Below are 16017 nucleotides of genomic sequence, written 5' to 3'. Positions count from 1 at the left end.
GAAGCCCAATGCCCGCTGCGGGTAGCCGCCCGCGCCGCAGAACTGATATACGCTGTGCGTATGAGCAAACGTCTTCTGAGTGGTACGCCGGCGCATGCGGTGCCCGGCCCTGTCGACCGGATCGAGTTGATGCAGACCTTCGTTCGCATCGTCGAGGCTGGCAGCCTCTCGGCCGCGGCCCTGCAGATGGGAACCACCCAACCGACCGTGAGCCGCCGCCTGCAGGCGCTCGAGCGCTCGCTGGGGGTGCGGCTGCTGCAACGCTCGACCCATGCGATGAAGCTCACCGAAGACGGCGAGCGCTGCTTCGACCGCGCCAAGGACCTGATCCTCGGTTGGAGCGCCTTCGAGGCCGATCTGCGCGGTGCCGGCGACCAGCCCGAAGGCCGGTTGCGCGTGGTGGCGCCGCATGCGTTCGGCCAGCAGTTGCTGGTCGGGCCGCTCGCGGCCTACCTGCACCGGCATCCGAAAGTGACCGTCGAGTGGCTGCTGCACGACAGCCCGCAGGACAGCACGCCCGATTTCATCGCCGAGGGCGTGGACTGCGCGATCCGCGTCGGCGAGGTGACGGACCCGGCGCTGGTGGCTATCCGGCTGTCGCAGGTGCCGCGCATCGCTGTGGCCGCGCCGGCGCTCTTCGAAGGCGTTGAAGGCGCGGCGGCAGCGCCGGTGCCGGCCCACCCGCGCGAACTCGCGGCGCTGCCGTGGCTGGCCGCGCGCAACTTCTACCGCACCGAGGTCGTGCTGACGCACGAGCGCACGGGCGAGACGGCGCGGGTGCCGATCCGCCCGCGCCTGCTGACCGACAGCCTCTACGCCCTGCGCAGCGCGGCGGTGCTCGGCCTGGGTGCGGGCGTGGCCTCGGCCTGGATGCTGACCGACGACATCGCCGCGGGGCGGCTCGTGCACCTGGTGCCTGAGTGGCGCGCCATGTCGGCGCCGGTCTACCTGGCCTATCCGTATGCGCGCTTCTATCCCGCGCGGCTGCGCCTCTTCGTGGAGGCGATGCGCAGCGCGTTCCCGCCCGACTGAGCCGGGATTGCCGCGCCGCGCGGCATGCGAGATGGGGATCGGGGACAATCGGGGCCCTTCCCCGACCCCCGAAGTAGCCAGCCATGAACGCCGTCTGGATCGACGAAGCGCCCGCCGACGCCGGTGCCGCCCCTGCCAACTCCCTGAAGATCGAGCGCGAGACGCACAAGCTCGAGAAGCGCCTGTGCCGCGAGGTGGGCCGCGCCATCGTCGACTACAACATGATCGAGGAAGGCGACAAGGTGATGGTGTGCGTCTCGGGCGGCAAGGACAGCTACGCCCTGCTCGACATCCTGCTGAAGCTCAAGGCGCGCGCGCCGATCCACTTCGACATCGTCGCCGTCAACCTCGACCAGAAGCAGCCCGGGTTTCCCGAGGAAGTGCTGCCGCGCTACCTTAGCGAGCTCGGTGTCGACTTCCACATCGAGAACCAGGACACCTACAGCATCGTCAAGCGCGTGATCCCCGAGGGCAAGACCACCTGCGGCCTCTGCAGCCGGCTGCGCCGCGGCATCCTGTATCGCGTGGCCGACGAGCTGGGCGCCACCAAGGTCGCGCTGGGTCACCACCGCGACGACATGCTCCAGACCTTCTTCCTCAACATGTTCTTCGCCGGCAAGCTCAAGAGCATGCCGCCCAAGCTCGTGAGCGACGACGGCCGGCACATCGTGATCCGGCCGCTCGCCTACGTGGCCGAGAAGGACCTGGTGCGCTGGGCCCAGCACCGCGCGTTCCCGATCATTCCGTGCACGCTCTGCGGCAGCCAGGAGAACCTGCAGCGCAAGCAGGTCGGCGAGATGCTGCGCGAATGGGACCGCAAGTTCCCCGGCCGCGTCGAGAACATGTTCAACGCGATGCAGCACGTGGTGCCTTCGCACCTGCTCGACGGAACGCTGCACGACTTCAAGGGTCTGAAGGCGACCGGCGTGGCGGACGATGACGGCGACAAGGCCTTCGATCCGCCCTCTTTCGACTTGCTCTCCCAGGCACCGGCGGCCTTGCGCATCGCGCAGGGCTGAGGCGGCAACCCAGGGGAATTTGGGGCCAGCGGGCCCGGAGACCCTCCATGAAACGTGCGTTCCTCGCTCTTTTTCTGATTGCAGTGCTGAGCGGCTGCGCCACCCGCTGGGTGGTCGACAGCGACGTGAAGAGTTTTTCGTCCCTCGGCGGCACGGTGCCGCCCGGCGCCGGCTACCGTTTCGAGCGCCTGCCATCGCAGCAGGCCGATTCCGAACGGCAGGCATCGCTCGAAGCCATGGCGGCCGCGGCGCTCGCCAAGGTCGGGCTGCGCCGCGACGACGAGCGCCCGAGCTACAGCGCGCAGATCTCGGCGCGCGTCACGGCGGGGCTCTCGCCCTGGGCCGACCCGTGGTTCTTCGACGGGCCCTGGGGCTATGGCTACGGCTACCCGGGCCATGCACGCGGCTGGTACGGCGGTGGCTGGTATGGCGGCCCAGCCTTCACGCCGCCCGCCAATCCCTGGTACGAGCGCGAGGTGAGCATCGTGCTGCGCGAGGCCGGCACCAACCGCGTCGTCTACGAGACCCGTGCACGCAACGACGGCCCCTACAACCGCAGCGCCACGATCCTTCCGGTGATGTTCGATGCGGCGCTGCAGGGCTTTCCGAACCCGCCGCCCGGCGAGCGCCGCGTGAACATTGAGCTCGCTCCGGCGAAGAAGCCTTGAGCGGCTTCTAGAATCCGGCCCGATGGAAGACACCACCCGACTGATTGCCGTTCGCCATGGCGAAACCGCCTGGAACGTCGACACGCGCATCCAGGGCCAGCTCGACATCGGGCTCAATGCCACGGGCCTGTGGCAGGCGCGCCGTGTCGGCCAGGCGCTGGCCCACGAGGAGATCGGCGCGATCTATGCGAGCGACCTGTCGCGCGCCTGGCAGACCGCCGAAGAGATCGCCAAGCCGCACGGGCTGACCGTGCAGTCCGAGCCGGGCCTGCGCGAACGCGCGTTCGGCCGCTTCGAAGGCATGAGCTTCGCCGAGATCGAGGCCACGCTGCCCGAGCAGGCCCGGCGCTGGCGCCAGCGCGACCCCGAATTCGAGCCAGAGGGCGGCGAAAGCCTGCTGGTGTTCCGGGAGCGGATCACGCGCATCGCCGCGCAGTTGGCGGCGCGCCATCCGGGCCAGCTCGTGGCGCTGGTGGCGCACGGCGGCGTGATGGACGTGCTCTACCGCGCCGCCACGCGCCAGGAACTGCAGGCGCCGCGCACCTGGCAGCTTGGCAATGCGGCCATCAACCGCATGCTGTGGACGCCCGAGGGTTTCAGCCTCGTCGGCTGGAGCGACACGGCGCACCTCGTGGGCGACGCACTGGACGAGACGACGACCTGAGTGCGCCCTGCCGGCTCAGGCGTGCGAGTGCTGCGACACCTCGGCCTGCGCTTCCTTCGGCAGGTCGATCATCGGCCCCGTGCCGCTGTAGCGGTCGAGCGCGAGGTAGATCGCGGGCGTGATGTAGAGCGTGATCACCTGCGAGAAAATCAGCCCGCCGACCACCGCCACGCCGAGCGGCTGGCGCAGTTCGGCGCCGGCACCCAGGCCCAGGGCGAGCGGCAGCGCGCCCATCAGCGCGGCCAGCGTGGTCATGAGGATCGGGCGGAAGCGCAGCCGGCAGGCCTCGCGGATCGCATCGACCGGCTTCATGCCCTCGGTGCGCTGCGCATCGAGCGCGAAGTCGATCATCATGATCGCGTTCTTCTTCACGATGCCGATCAACAGCAGGATGCCGATGGTCGCGATCAGCGTGAGGTCGAAGCCGAAGATCTTCAGCGAGATCAGCGCACCGATCGCCGCCGAGGGCAGCCCCGCGAGGATGGTGAGCGGGTGGATGTAGCTCTCGTACAGCACGCCCAGCAACACGTAGATCACCAGCACGGCCAGCACCAGCAGCACGGCCTGGCTCGACTGCGAGCTCTGGAACACCGCCGCGTCGCCACCGTAGGTGGTGATGATCGAGGGCGGCATGTCCAGCTCGTCCTTGAACTGGGCGATCCGGGCGGTCGCGTTGCCGAGCGGCACGTCGGGCGCGAGGTTGAACGACACCGTCACCGCCTGCAATTGGCCCTGGTGGTTGACCGAGGTCGGGCCGACGGTGCGCCGCACGGTCGAGAACGCCGACAGCGGCACCAGCTGCCCGCTGGTGCTGCGCACCGACAGGCGCGCGACGTCGTCCTCGAACTGGCGGTCGCTGTCGGCGGCCGAAAGGATCACCTGGTAGGTGTTGCTTGCGGCATAGATGCTGCCGATCTGCCGGTCGCCGTAGGCGTTGTAGAGCGCGGTGCGCAGGTCGCCCACGGCCACGCCGAGCACGCCCGCCTTGTCGCGGTCGATGTCCAGCGTGGCCTGCAGGCCGCGGCTCTGCGAATCGCTGGTGACGTCGCGGAACATCGGGTCGGCGCGCATGCGCTCCATGAGCCGCGTGGCCCACGGCAGCATCTGGCCGGCATTGACGCTCTGCAGCGTGTACTGGAAGCGCGCCTTGCTCGCGCGGCCGCCCAGGCGCAGGTTCTGCACCGGCTGCATGTAGACCGCCACGCCCGTGATCTCGCGAAAGCGCTGGCGCAGCGACTCGAGCACGACCGGCATCGCGGGGCGTTCGCCGCGCGGCTTGAGCACCGCGAACATGCGCCCGGCGTTCTGGGTGGCGGTCGGGCCACCGACGCCGACGAACGAGCTCACGTAGTCCACGCTCGGGTCGGCCCGGAGCGCCTCGCCCACGCGGTCCTGCAGCGCCTTCATGGCCGTGAACGAAATGTCTTCGGCGGCCTCGGTGGTGATCTGGATCTGCCCGATGTCCTCCTCGGGGAAGAAGCCCTTCGGAATGGAGATGAACAGCCAGGCGGTGAGCACGAAGGTGGCGCCGGCCACCACGAGCATCAGGCCGCGGTGGTCCAGCGTCCAGTCGAGCGTGCGCATGTAGGTGCCGTGCACCCAGCGGTAGCCGCGCTCGAAGCCGCGGCCAATGGCGGTGCCCGGCTCCGGATGCTCTTCCTCGTGGTCGACGCCCGACCCCTCCTTGCGCGGCACCTGCTTGAGCAGCCGGCTCGCGAGCATCGGCACCAGCGTGAGCGACACCACCGCCGACACCAGCACCGCCAGCCCCACCACCACCGCGAACTCGTGGAACAGCAGGCCGATCACGCCCGGCATGAAGAAGATCGGGATGAACACCGCCACCAGCGAGATCGAGATCGAGACGATCGTGAAGCCCACCTCGCGCGCACCGCGCAGCGCGGCGGCCATGGGTTCCATGCCTTTCTCGACGTAGCGCATGATGTTCTCGAGCACCACGATGGCATCGTCCACCACCAGGCCCACGGCCAGCGTGATGCCCAAAAGCGACACGTTGTCCAGGCTGTAGCCGAAGGCGTAGAGCAGCGCCACCGCGCCGATCAGCGAGATCGGGATGGTCGCGGCCGGAATCAGCGTGGCCACCAGCCGGTGCAGGAACAGGAAGATCACCAGCACCACCAGCGCGACGGTGCCCAGCAGCGTGAGCTGCACGTCATGCACCGCCTCGCGGATGGACAGCGAGCGGTCGTTCACCACGTTGAGTTCGACCGACTGTGGCAACTCCGACTTGAAGCGCGGGATCAGCGCGCGCACCGAATCGACCACCTGTACGGTGTTGGCATCGGGTTGACGCTGCACCGCGAGCGTGATGGAGCTCTGGCCATTGAAGCTGCTCGCGGTCTTGACCGACTCGAAGCTGTTCTCGATGGTGGCCACCTCGTCGAGCCGCACCGGCGCGCCGTTGCGCTGGCCGATGATGAGCTTGGCGAAGTCTTCGGCCTTGGTGAGCTGGCGGTTGGCCTGGATGGTGAGCGTCTGGCGCGGCCCGTCGAGCACGCCGACCGGCGTGTTGGCGTTGGCCGAATTCACGGCGCGGGCCAGCTCGTCGAGCGTGATGTTGCGCGCGTTGAGCAGGTCGGCGTTGGCCTTGATGCGCACCGCGAACGCCTTGCGCCCGTACACCGCCACCTGCGCCACGCCCTCGATGGTCGACAGCGTGGGCGCGATCAGGTTCTCGGCATAGTCGTTGAGCTCCGCCGGGTTCATCGACGGCGAGATCAGCGCGATGAAGAGCACCGGTGCATCGGCCGGGTTCACCTTGCGGTACGACGGCAACTGCGTGAGCTCTTGCGGCAGCTGGCGCTGCGCGCGCAGCAGCGCGGCCTGCACGTCGACCGCGGCATCGTCGATGTTGCGGCTGCTCACGAACTCCAGCGTGATCGAACTCACGCCCTGCGTGTTGACCGAGCTGATGGTCTGCAGGCCCGGAATGGTCGAGAACTGCTTTTCGAGCGGCAGCGCCACCGACGACGCCATGGTGTCGGGGCTCGCGCCCGGCAGCTGCGCGTTGACGTTGATGACCGGCGTGTTGTAGCTCGGCAGCGCGGCAACGGGAATGCTGAGGTAGGCAAAGATGCCCGCCACCACCACCGCCGCCGACAGGAGCACCGTCATCGCGGGACGACGGATGCAGAGCTCCGAGATGTTCATGCGCGTTCCCGCGGGACGGCGGTGTCCGACGAGGCCGCGCTGCCGGGCGTGACGCCGGTGGTGCCGGGCGGCACGGGCTTGGCGTCGATGCGCACCTTGCCGCCGGGGCGCACGTTCTGGCTGCCCTCGATGACCACGCGCTCACCCGGCTCGAGGCCGCTGACCGCGGCCTTGGTGCCGAAGGTGTGCAGCACCTGCACCTTGCGGCGCGTGGCGGTGCCGGCCGCCTGGTCGACCACGTAGAGCGTGGCGCCCTCGGGCAGCATCACGAGCGCCGCCGCCGGCACCACCGTCACGCCGGCGAGCGTGCGCACCGTGACGCGGGTGGCGACGAACTGGCCGGGCCAGAGCGCCTGGTCGGCATTGGCGAACTCGGCCTTGGCACGCACGGTGCCGATCTGCGGATCGACCGCGTTGTCGACGAAGTTCAGCACACCGTTCAGCGGCTCCTTGCGGCCGGGCACCAGCGCCTCGATGCGGGCACCACTGCGCGCCGCCGCGAGCAGGTCCTGCAGGTTGGCCTCGGGCACCGGGAAGCTCACCGCGATCGGGTCGAGCTGCGTGATCGTGACAAGCGACAGCGTGGGCTGCACCAGCGTGCCCGGGTAGATGTTGATGGCGCCGATGCGCCCGGCGATCGGCGCGCGCAGCGTGGCGTAGTCGAGCGCCACCTGCGCCGACTGCACGGCCGCGCGGTCGGCCGCGACCGCGGCGCGTTGCGCCTCGAGCTGCGAGAGCGTGGCGTCCACCGCGCTTTTGGAGATGAAGTTCTGCGCCAGCAGCTCCTGGCTGCGGCGGTACTGGCGTTCGAGGTCGGCCAGCGTGGCTTCGTCGCGCTTCTGCTGGGCGCGGGCGCGCGCAATATTGGCCTGGTCGGCGCGGTCGTCGAGCGTGAAGAGCAGTTGCCCTGCCTTGACGAACTGGCCTTCCTTCACGTGCACCGCGCGCACCGTGTTGGTCACCTGCGGGCGCAGGTCGACGCTGTTGAGCGAGACCACGCTGCCATTCACCTGCACCGTGACCGGCACATCCTGCCGCTCGGCGGTGGCCAGCGTCACGAGCGCAGCCGGCGCGCCCTGGCCGGGCGCCGAGGTCGCGGCAGTCTGCGCTGCCGCACGGTCGCCGGACGCGCCCCACCACCATCCCGCGACAGCGACGATCAGCACCCCCGCGAGGGCGAGGACGATTTTTTTCTTCATGGGTTCTTGAGCACTTTGGGCTGACAGCCGGTTATTGGAGCAGCGGCCGAACCGAAGTGTCCACGAGTGCCGTAAAGATAAGTAAAGAGACTCCTAAATGCCCCTTTGCCGATAACAAAGACGCACCCGGCCCCCTGGCTAGAATTGCCACTCCACAGCCTCTGGATATACCCCATGAACCGCTGCAAGAAACCCACGAATGCTCTCACTTTCATAGCAGTTTGCACAGGGGTTGCCTGCCTTTTTTCGGTCGGCGCGGCAGCCCAGTCCGAACTGCCCCGGCCCCAGACGCAAAACGAGTCGCTCGTCGGCGGGCGGACCTTCCCGGTCGGCACCCTGCGCGGCAAGTTCATGGTCGTCGACGGCGTCGATGTCGAACTCGATGGCAAGCCCGACCGCATGGCACCCGGCGCGCGCATCCGCAGCCCGCAGAACATGCTCGTCATGTCGGGTGCGATCACGGGGCAGAAATACCTCGTCAACTACACGCGCGACGCCGCCGGCCTGCTGCGCGAGGTCTGGATCCTGACGCCCGACGAAGCCGTCGCCCGGCGCGAGTCGCTCGACAAGCCGCTGCTCAACATCTGGCCGTTCGCCAGGAACGACACCCTCAACACGCAATAAGAATGCCAGCGGGCGCCCTGCCCGCTGTGCGCCGCAGCCCGCACCGCAGGGCCGCACCCGCCTTCCCGCCAGGGAGGGCCAGGAAAGTCCCATGAGCAAGAAAGTCTTTATCAAAACCTTCGGCTGCCAGATGAACGAGTACGACTCGGACAAGATGGCCGACGTCCTGAATGCCGCCGAAGGCTACGAGCCGACGCAGAACGTCGAGGAAGCCGACCTGATTCTTTTCAACACCTGTTCGGTGCGCGAAAAGGCCCAGGAAAAGGTGTTCTCCGACCTCGGCCGCGTCAAGCACCTGAAGGCCCGCGGCGTGAAGATCGGTGTCGGCGGCTGCGTCGCGAGCCAGGAGGGCGCGGCCATCATCGCGCGCGCGCCCTACGTCGACGTGGTGTTCGGGCCGCAGACGCTGCACCGCCTGCCCGAGATGCTCGCCGAGCGCGAGCGCCTGGACCGCCCGCAGGTGGACATCCGCTTTCCCGAGATCGAGAAATTCGACCACCTGCCGCCCGCTCGCGTGGAGGGCGTGACCGCCTTCGTCTCGATCATGGAAGGCTGCTCCAAGTACTGCAGCTACTGCGTGGTGCCCTACACGCGCGGCGAAGAGGTGAACCGGCCGCTCGACGACGTACTGGTGGAAATCGCGGGCCTGGCCGACCAGGGCGTGCGCGAGGTCACGCTGCTGGGCCAGAACGTCAATGCCTACCGCGGCCGCATGGGGGACACGGCCGAGATCGCCGACTTCGCGCTGCTGCTCGAGTACGTGGCCGAGATCCCCGGCATCGAGCGCATCCGCTACACCACGAGCCACCCGAACGAGTTCACGCCGCGGCTCATCGAGGCGTATGCCAAGGTGCCGCAGCTCGTGAGCCACCTGCACCTGCCGGTGCAGCACGGCAGCGACCGCATCCTGATGGCGATGAAGCGCGGCTACACGGCGATGGAATACAAGAGCACGGTGCGCAAGCTGCGCGCCATCCGCCCCGAGCTCGCGCTGTCGAGCGATTTCATCGTCGGCTTCCCGGGCGAGACCGCCGAAGATTTCGACAAGATGATGAAGCTCATCGACGACTGCCAGTTCGACAACAGCTTCAGCTTCATCTTCAGCCCGCGCCCCGGCACGCCGGCCGCTGCGCTGCACGACGACACGCCGCACGAGGTGAAGCTCGCGCGGCTGCAGACCCTGCAGAAGGTGATCGACGGCAACGTGCGCCGCTTCGGCGATGCGCTGGTCGGCAGCACGCAGCGGGTGCTGGTCGAGGGCGCCTCGCGCAAGGACGCGAACGAACTGATGGGCCGCACCGCGTGCAACCGCGTGGTCAACTTCGAAGGCCCGCCCCAGTTGGCGGGCCGGCTCGTCGGCCAGATGGTCGATCTGCGCATCGCGCGCTCGCTGGCCTACACGCTGCGCGGCGAAGTGGTCCTGCGCGAATCGTCCACAGTGCCGAGTTCGAGCGCAGGCGCTGCGCTCCCCGTCTGATGGCGAAGCAGTCATCGAGACGGGGCTCGTTCCAGCAGCTCCTGCTTTTCGCCTTCCTGCTGATCACCGCGCTGCTCGTGGGCGTGGCGCTGCGCTCGGTGTTCCAGTACGACGCGCTCATGACCCAGAGCCGCGACGCCGCGGCGCGCGCACTGCGGCTGTCGGGCGCGGCCCAGTCGCTGGCCGAGCGCAGCGCCGCCATGGAGCGCGCCGGGCGCCAATCGCTGGTGCTCAACGACGCGGTGCTGCGCCGCCGCTTCGACGACGCCGCGCGCGAGGCCAACCAGGTGCTCGAGCGCATGGCGGGCAACGGCTTGGCGCCGGCCGGCATCGAGATGTGGCGCGCCCAGCTCGGCGTAATCCAGAGCCTGATGAGCGGCAACCCCGAAAGCGCCCTGTCGCGCGAGAGCAGCATGGCGATGCAGTTTCGCGAACTCGATTCGCTCAACACCAACCTGGCGCAGCAGGCCCAGTTCCTCATCGAGCTGCAGAACGACGCGCTGGCCAAGCGCATCGAGAACGCGCGCCGCCGGCTGATGCGCGAAGTGGTCGCGGCGAGCGTACTCGCCGTATCGCTGGCGCTGGCCTTCGGCATCTGGCTCGCGCGGCCGTTCAAGCGGCTCGAGCACGCGATCGTCGGCCTGGGCCAGAACCGGCTCGACGAGCCGATCGACATCCGCGGACCGGCCGACGTGCGGCGCCTTTCGCAGCAGCTCGAGTGGCTGCGGCTGCGGCTGACCGAGCTCGATGCCGACAAGGCGCGCTTCCTGCGCCATGTGTCGCACGAGCTCAAGACGCCGCTGGCGGCGCTGCGCGAGGGGGTCTCGCTGCTCGAGGACGGTGTCACCGGGCCCTTGAACCCGGCGCAGCTCGAAGTGGCGCAGATCCTGAACCAGAACACCGTCGCGCTGCAGGGCCAGATCGAGGCCCTGCTGCGCTTCAATGCGGCCGCCTTCGAGGCCCGGGAGCTGCGCCGCGAGCGCACCGAACTGCTGCCGCTGATCGAAGAGCAGATCGAGGCGCAGCGCCTGCAGTGGCAGGCCCACGGCCTGCGCGTGCGGGCCGAGGGCGAGCCGATCGCGCTCGCGGTGGACCGCACCAAGCTGGGCACGGCGATTGCCAACCTGCTGTCGAACGCGATCCGGTATTCGGCGCGCGGCGGGGTCATCACGATCGCCGTCTCGGGCACGCCCGACGCAGCCTACATCGATGTCAACGACGCTGGCCCGGGTATTGCCGAAGGCGACCGGGACCGCATTTTCGAGCCGTTCTTCAGGGGTGAACGCCAGCCCCAGCACGCCGTCAAGGGCACGGGCATCGGTCTTTCCATCGTGCAGGAGTACATTGCTGCCCATGGGGGCCGCATCGCCCTGCAGGCAGGCGGGCCCGGCGCACGGTTTCGCATCGAACTGCCGCGCACGGCCTGAGCCTTCCCCCTCGAGCCTTTTTGGCGTCCACTCCTCAGAAAAACACCGCGTCTTGATCTTTCTTCGCCGATCCATGCCCTTTCCGTTCGTCCGCAGCTCGCCCCTTCGCGCAGCGGTGGTGCTGCCTTTCGCCCTGCTGCTGGCCGCCTGCGCGACGCAGCCTCCGCCGCCCGCCGAGGCCGAGGCCCTGCCGCCGCCGCCCGCGGCGCCGCGCGTGATGCCGGTCGAAGCCGAGCCCAAGGCGCCCGCCACGCAGCCGGCATCGCTCTTCACGCTCATGACCCAGGGCCCGGTCGCGGCCATGCTGGCCTACGCCGACAAGGTCCGGCCACTCGGCGGCAACGAACTCAATGCCGAGATCGCCCGCGCTGGCGACCCGGGCGATTCGCCCACCGCGCAGATGCAGCTCGCGCTGCTGCTCGCGCAGACGCGCGTGCCGGCCGACCTGGCGCGCGCGCTGGGCCTGCTGCAGCGCGTGATCGCCAACCCCTCGCCCGAAGCGCAGCCGCTGCACCCGCTCGCGCGCGTGCTCGCCGCCCGCTACATCGAGCAGCGCCGCGTCGAAGACGACCGCGAGAAGCAGGTGCAGCAGGTGCGCGAAAGCCAGCGCCGCATCGACCAGCTCAACGACCGCATCGAAGCGCTGCGCGCCATCGAGCGCAGCTTCGCGCGGCCCAACACAGCGCCGGCGCCGGCCCTGTCGCCGCCGGCCAACCCGCGATGAGCACGACCGGCGCACGCCTGCTCGTGGTCGACGACGACCCCGACATGCTGCGGCTGCTGTCGATGCGGCTGAGTTCGGCCGGCTACCAGGTCACGGCCGTGACCTCGGCCGAAACCGCGCTCACACAGCTCGAGATCGAGCATCCGCAGCTGGTGCTCAGCGACGTGCGGCTGCCCGGGCGCGACGGGCTCCAGCTGTTCGACGAGATCCGCAAGCGCCATCCCTCGCTGCCGGTGATCCTGCTGACGGCACACGGCACCATTCCCGACGCGGTCGAGGCCACCGCGCGCGGCGTCTTCACCTACCTCACCAAGCCCTACGACGGCCGCGAACTGCTCGAGAAGATCGCGCAGGCGCTCGCGCTCGGGGCGCCCGCGAGCACGCCCGCCCGGTCGGGCGACGAGAGCTGGCGCGCCGAGATCGTGAGCCGCAGCAACCGCATGTCCGAACTGCTGGCCGAGGCGCGCATGGTCGCCAAGTCGGATGCCTCGGTGCTGCTGCGCGGCGACAGCGGCGCCGGCAAGGAGCTGCTGGCACGCGCCATCCACCGCGCCAGCGCACGCGCCGACAAGCCCTTCGTGGCGGTCAACTGCGGCGCCATTCCCGAGGCGCTGCTCGAATCCGAGCTGTTCGGCCACATGAAGGGCGCCTTCACCGACGCCCACGCCAACCACAAGGGCCTGTTCCAGCAGGCCGACGGCGGCACGCTGCTGCTCGACGAAATCGGGGACATGCCGCCCGCGCTGCAGGTCAAGCTGCTGCGCGTGCTGCAGGAGCGCGCCGTACGCCCGCTCGGCGCGAGCCAGTCGATCGAGGTCGACGTGCGCATCATCTCGGCGACCCACCGCGACCTCGACGCGGCCATGCTTGCCGGCCAGTTCCGCGAAGACCTGTATTACCGGCTCAACGTGGTCACGCTCACGCTGCCGCCGCTGTCGGCCCGGCGCGAGGACATTCCGCTCCTGGCCAACCATTTCCTGCAGAAGCTCTCCACCAAATACGGCAAGCGGCTGTCGGGCTTCGCGCCCGAGGCGCTCAAGGCGCTCGCCACTGCGGCCTGGCCCGGCAACGTGCGGCAGCTCTACAACGTGGTCGAGCAGGTCTGCGCGCTGTCGAGTTCGCCGCTGATCTCGCTGGCCCTGGTGCAGCGGGCGCTGCGCGTGCCCACGGTCGAGGTCCAGACCTATGCCGAGGCCAAGCAGCGTTTCGAGCGCGACTATCTCGTCGGGCTGCTCAAGCTGACCGATGGCAACGTGGCCGATGCCGCCCGCCTGGCCGATCGCAACCGCACCGAGTTCTACCGCCTGCTGCAGAAGCACGAGCTCACGCCTGGCCACTTCAAAGCCGACGTTGTCGCTGGCCCCGGGGAGTCCGTCGCCGACGAGCGACAACCCTAAGTCGTTGATTTTTAAAGATATTGTGCAGACGCCTCCGGCACTTGTCGGGGTTCGGCGACAAAAAGAGGGGTTTCCGGCCCCGCGCGGCGCCTGCGGCGCCCCGAAAAGCCTCCGGATCGCGCCAAGCCGTTGATCCATAAGCGCTTTTCGAAGCTGGCACAGGGTTTGCCCCTGTACTGGCATGACAGCACTCCACAGCCCATCTTTCGCACTGCGTCCGCAGCGCGACGGCCTGCGTCAAAAGCAGTTTTCCCCCGTCCGGCCCCGTGCCGGCGGGCATTCGCCGGCCGCGTTCCCGGGCTCGGCGGGCGCTGAACCGGATTGCGTGATCAAGCGCTTTCCTGCCATTGGCGACACCTCTTCTTCCTCCCTCGACAAGCAACGTTGGTAAATCACATGAAGCCGAACGACTTCTCCCAACTGAATGTGCTGGCCGACATCGATTTCTCGCACCGCAGCCCGGTGCGCGAAGAACGCCATCCCAATTCGGTGACCGCACCGCCAATGAACCGCGGTTCCATGGCCCCGCGCCCCTGGCGCGGCTTCTGGAACAGCATGGGCACCGCCCTGCTGGTCAAGCTCGGCGCCGGCGGCGCGCGCGCCAAGGCCGCGCCGGCCGAAGCCACGCTGCCCTGGCAGCGCGCCGCAGCCCGCCGCCGCAACGCCTTCATGCTGCTCACGGTGCTGAGCACCCTGGTAGCGTCGGCGCTGTTCGCCGGCGTGCAGCCCGATTACGACAACGTCTGGCTCGAATACGGCCAGATCGGCCTCTACGGCCTGCTCTCGGGCTGGGTCGTCACCGGCTTCGTGACCGCGCTCATGGGCTTCTACGTCTCGCTGCGCGGTGACAAGCATTCGCTCTCGGCCAAGCAGGTGGCGGACCACCCGATGAATCCCGAGGCGCGCACCGCGATCATCATGCCGATCTGCAACGAGGACGTGGCCACGGTGTTTGCCGGCCTGCGCGCCACCTGCGAATCGGTCGCGGCCACCAGCCACGCGCAGCAGTTCGACGTGTTCGTGCTGTCCGACAGCTACAACCCCGAGACGGCCGCCGCCGAGCGCGCCGCCTGGGAAGACCTGCGCGCCGCGCTCGCCGAAAGCCCCAACCAGCCCCAGGTCGAGGTCTACTACCGCCTGCGCACCCGCCGCACGCACCGCAAGGCCGGCAACGTCGCCGACTTCTGCCGCCGCTGGGGCAAGGACTACCGCTACATGGTCGTGCTCGACGCCGACTCCGTGATGAGCGGCGACTGCCTGACCTCGATGGTCAAGCTGATGGAAGCCAACCCGAACGCCGGCATCATCCAGACCGCCACGCAGGCCATCGGCCACGTGACGCTGCATGCCCGCGCACAGCAATTCGCTTCCCGCGTGACGGGCCGCCTGTTCACGCTGGGCATGCAGTTCTGGCAACTGGGCGAATCGCATTACTGGGGCCACAACGCGATCATCCGCGTCGAGCCCTTCATGAAGCACTGCGCGCTCGCGCCGATCAAGGGCACCGGTGGCATGTCGGGCGGCATCATGTCGCACGACTTCGTCGAGGCCGCGCTGATGCGCCGAGCCGGCTACAACGTGTGGCTCTGCGCCGACCTCGTCGGCAGCTACGAGCAGCAACCGCCGGACCTGCTGGCCGAACTGCAGCGCGACCGCCGCTGGTGCCAGGGCAACCTGCAGAACGCCCGCCTGATGGCTGAACCCGGCATTCACCCGGTGCACCGCGCCATGTTCGTGACCGGCACCATGGCCTACGCCTCGGCACCGCTGTGGCTCGCATTCCTGACGCTCGGCACCGCACTGTGGCTCAACGGCTCGAGCCTGATCTCGAGCTGGAGCGTGCTGCCGGCGGAACTGGCCGGCCTCTGGGTCTGGACCCTGTGCCTGCTGTTCCTGCCGCGCCTGCTGGGCATCATTGCGGTGCTGATGCGCAAGGAGCAGCGCCAGTACGGCGGCGTCTGGGGCCTGGTGAAGAGCTCGGTGCTCGAGAGCGCGCTGGCGATCGTGCAGGCGCCGGTGCGCATGCTGGCCCACTCGCTGTTCGTGGTGGTCGCCCTCACCGGCATCAAGCTCGACTGGAAGTCGCCCCCGCGCGAAGCCGCTGCCGTGCCGTGGAAGATCGCCGCGTCGCAGCTCGCCCCGATGAGCCTGGTGGTCGGCGCGCTGGCCCTCGGTGTCGCGATGATCGATGCGAGCGCGCTGCTGTGGCTCATGCCGGTCGGCCTGCCGCTGCTGCTGGCGATCCCGCTCACCGTGCTGACGAGCCAGATCGCGCTGGGCACGTCGCTGCGCGACCGCGGCTTTCTGCTGATTCCCGAGGAATCGCGTTCGCCGGCAGTGCTGCGCCGTGCCTGGATGCATGCGCTGCGCCTCGCGCGCCCGGCCGCCCTGGCGGTGGCCTGATGCGCTGACCTCCGACGCTCCGCGAGGAGCGCACAAGAAAAAGCCGGCCCCTGTCAGTCTGTGTAAATAGGCTGCCGCCCGCTTAGATCGAGATGCCCCGCGAGAGCGGGGCATTTTTCGTTAGGCGAGCGATTCCCCCAAGGGCCTCAGCCCCCCAGCGCCCGGAGCATCCAGGGCGCTCCCTTCATGTTGAACACCCGCTTGAGGTTGTA

Annotated in this window: 12 protein-coding genes; 10 read left to right on the top strand and 2 right to left on the bottom strand. The window is 68.9% G+C overall.

All coding sequences use genetic code 11. From position 1 onward, the window contains the following. Positions 1 to 60: 60 nt before the first annotated feature. From AC3A6J_RS25725 to AC3A6J_RS25710, 4 genes are all read left to right on the top strand, one after another. The gene (locus AC3A6J_RS25725; RefSeq protein WP_487862842.1) at positions 61 to 1032 is read left to right on the top strand and encodes a LysR family transcriptional regulator; all 972 of its coding nucleotides are present in this window, start codon (positions 61 to 63) and stop codon (positions 1030 to 1032) included. Positions 1033 to 1115: 83 nt separating this feature from the next. Then, a complete protein-coding gene (gene ttcA / locus AC3A6J_RS25720; RefSeq protein WP_487862841.1) occupies positions 1116 to 2051 on the top strand; it encodes a tRNA 2-thiocytidine(32) synthetase TtcA in 936 nt (311 codons plus the stop codon). A 47-nt stretch (positions 2052 to 2098) separates the two neighbouring features. After that, positions 2099 to 2719 carry a DUF4136 domain-containing protein gene (locus AC3A6J_RS25715; RefSeq protein WP_487862840.1) on the top strand — a complete coding sequence of 207 codons (621 nt, stop codon included), beginning with the start codon at positions 2099 to 2101 and terminating at the stop codon, positions 2717 to 2719. Positions 2720 to 2741: 22 nt separating this feature from the next. Beyond that, entirely contained in the window at positions 2742 to 3383 is a 642-nt protein-coding gene (locus tag AC3A6J_RS25710) for a histidine phosphatase family protein (RefSeq protein ID WP_487862839.1), read from the top strand. A gap of 15 nt (positions 3384 to 3398) precedes the next feature. Here the strand turns inward: AC3A6J_RS25710 and AC3A6J_RS25705 are convergent, their stop codons facing one another. After that, positions 3399 to 6554: an efflux RND transporter permease subunit gene (locus AC3A6J_RS25705; RefSeq protein ID WP_487862838.1), complete on the bottom strand. Its 3156-nt coding sequence runs from the start codon at positions 6552 to 6554 to the stop codon at positions 3399 to 3401. Next, positions 6551 to 7753 (bottom strand): efflux RND transporter periplasmic adaptor subunit, encoded by a 1203-nt coding sequence (locus AC3A6J_RS25700; protein WP_487862837.1) that lies wholly within the window; start codon positions 7751 to 7753, stop codon positions 6551 to 6553. Before AC3A6J_RS25700 ends, AC3A6J_RS25705 begins: the two co-directional genes overlap by 4 nt. A 174-nt stretch (positions 7754 to 7927) precedes the next feature. On the opposite strand from AC3A6J_RS25700, the gene AC3A6J_RS25695 reads away from it, so the two are divergent. The 6 genes from AC3A6J_RS25695 (at position 7928) to mdoH (ending at position 15805) form a co-directional block, all read left to right on the top strand. Then, positions 7928 to 8377, top strand: coding sequence for a hypothetical protein (locus tag AC3A6J_RS25695; protein WP_487862836.1), 450 nt, complete (start codon positions 7928 to 7930; stop codon positions 8375 to 8377). Positions 8378 to 8468: 91 nt separating this feature from the next. Continuing rightward, entirely contained in the window at positions 8469 to 9854 is a 1386-nt protein-coding gene (gene miaB / locus AC3A6J_RS25690; protein ID WP_487862835.1) for a tRNA (N6-isopentenyl adenosine(37)-C2)-methylthiotransferase MiaB, read from the top strand. Continuing rightward, positions 9854 to 11281: a sensor histidine kinase gene (locus AC3A6J_RS25685; RefSeq protein WP_487862834.1), complete on the top strand. Its 1428-nt coding sequence runs from the start codon at positions 9854 to 9856 to the stop codon at positions 11279 to 11281. The genes miaB and AC3A6J_RS25685 overlap by 1 nt, the downstream gene beginning before the upstream one ends. A 73-nt stretch (positions 11282 to 11354) precedes the next feature. Further along, the gene (locus AC3A6J_RS25680; RefSeq protein WP_487862833.1) at positions 11355 to 12005 is read left to right on the top strand and encodes a hypothetical protein; all 651 of its coding nucleotides are present in this window, start codon (positions 11355 to 11357) and stop codon (positions 12003 to 12005) included. Beyond that, complete coding sequence (locus AC3A6J_RS25675; protein WP_487862832.1) at positions 12002 to 13402, top strand: sigma 54-interacting transcriptional regulator; 1401 nt, start codon at positions 12002 to 12004, stop codon at positions 13400 to 13402. Before AC3A6J_RS25680 ends, AC3A6J_RS25675 begins: the two co-directional genes overlap by 4 nt. 396 nt (positions 13403 to 13798) lie before the next feature. Next, the gene (mdoH, locus tag AC3A6J_RS25670; protein ID WP_487862831.1) at positions 13799 to 15805 is read left to right on the top strand and encodes a glucans biosynthesis glucosyltransferase MdoH; all 2007 of its coding nucleotides are present in this window, start codon (positions 13799 to 13801) and stop codon (positions 15803 to 15805) included. Positions 15806 to 16017 lie beyond the last annotated feature (212 nt).

Source organism: Variovorax sp. Soil_C_39, assembly GCF_057656815.1.
Note: the sequence above shows the minus strand (reverse complement) of the source record. Positions and strands in the feature narration are given on the sequence as shown.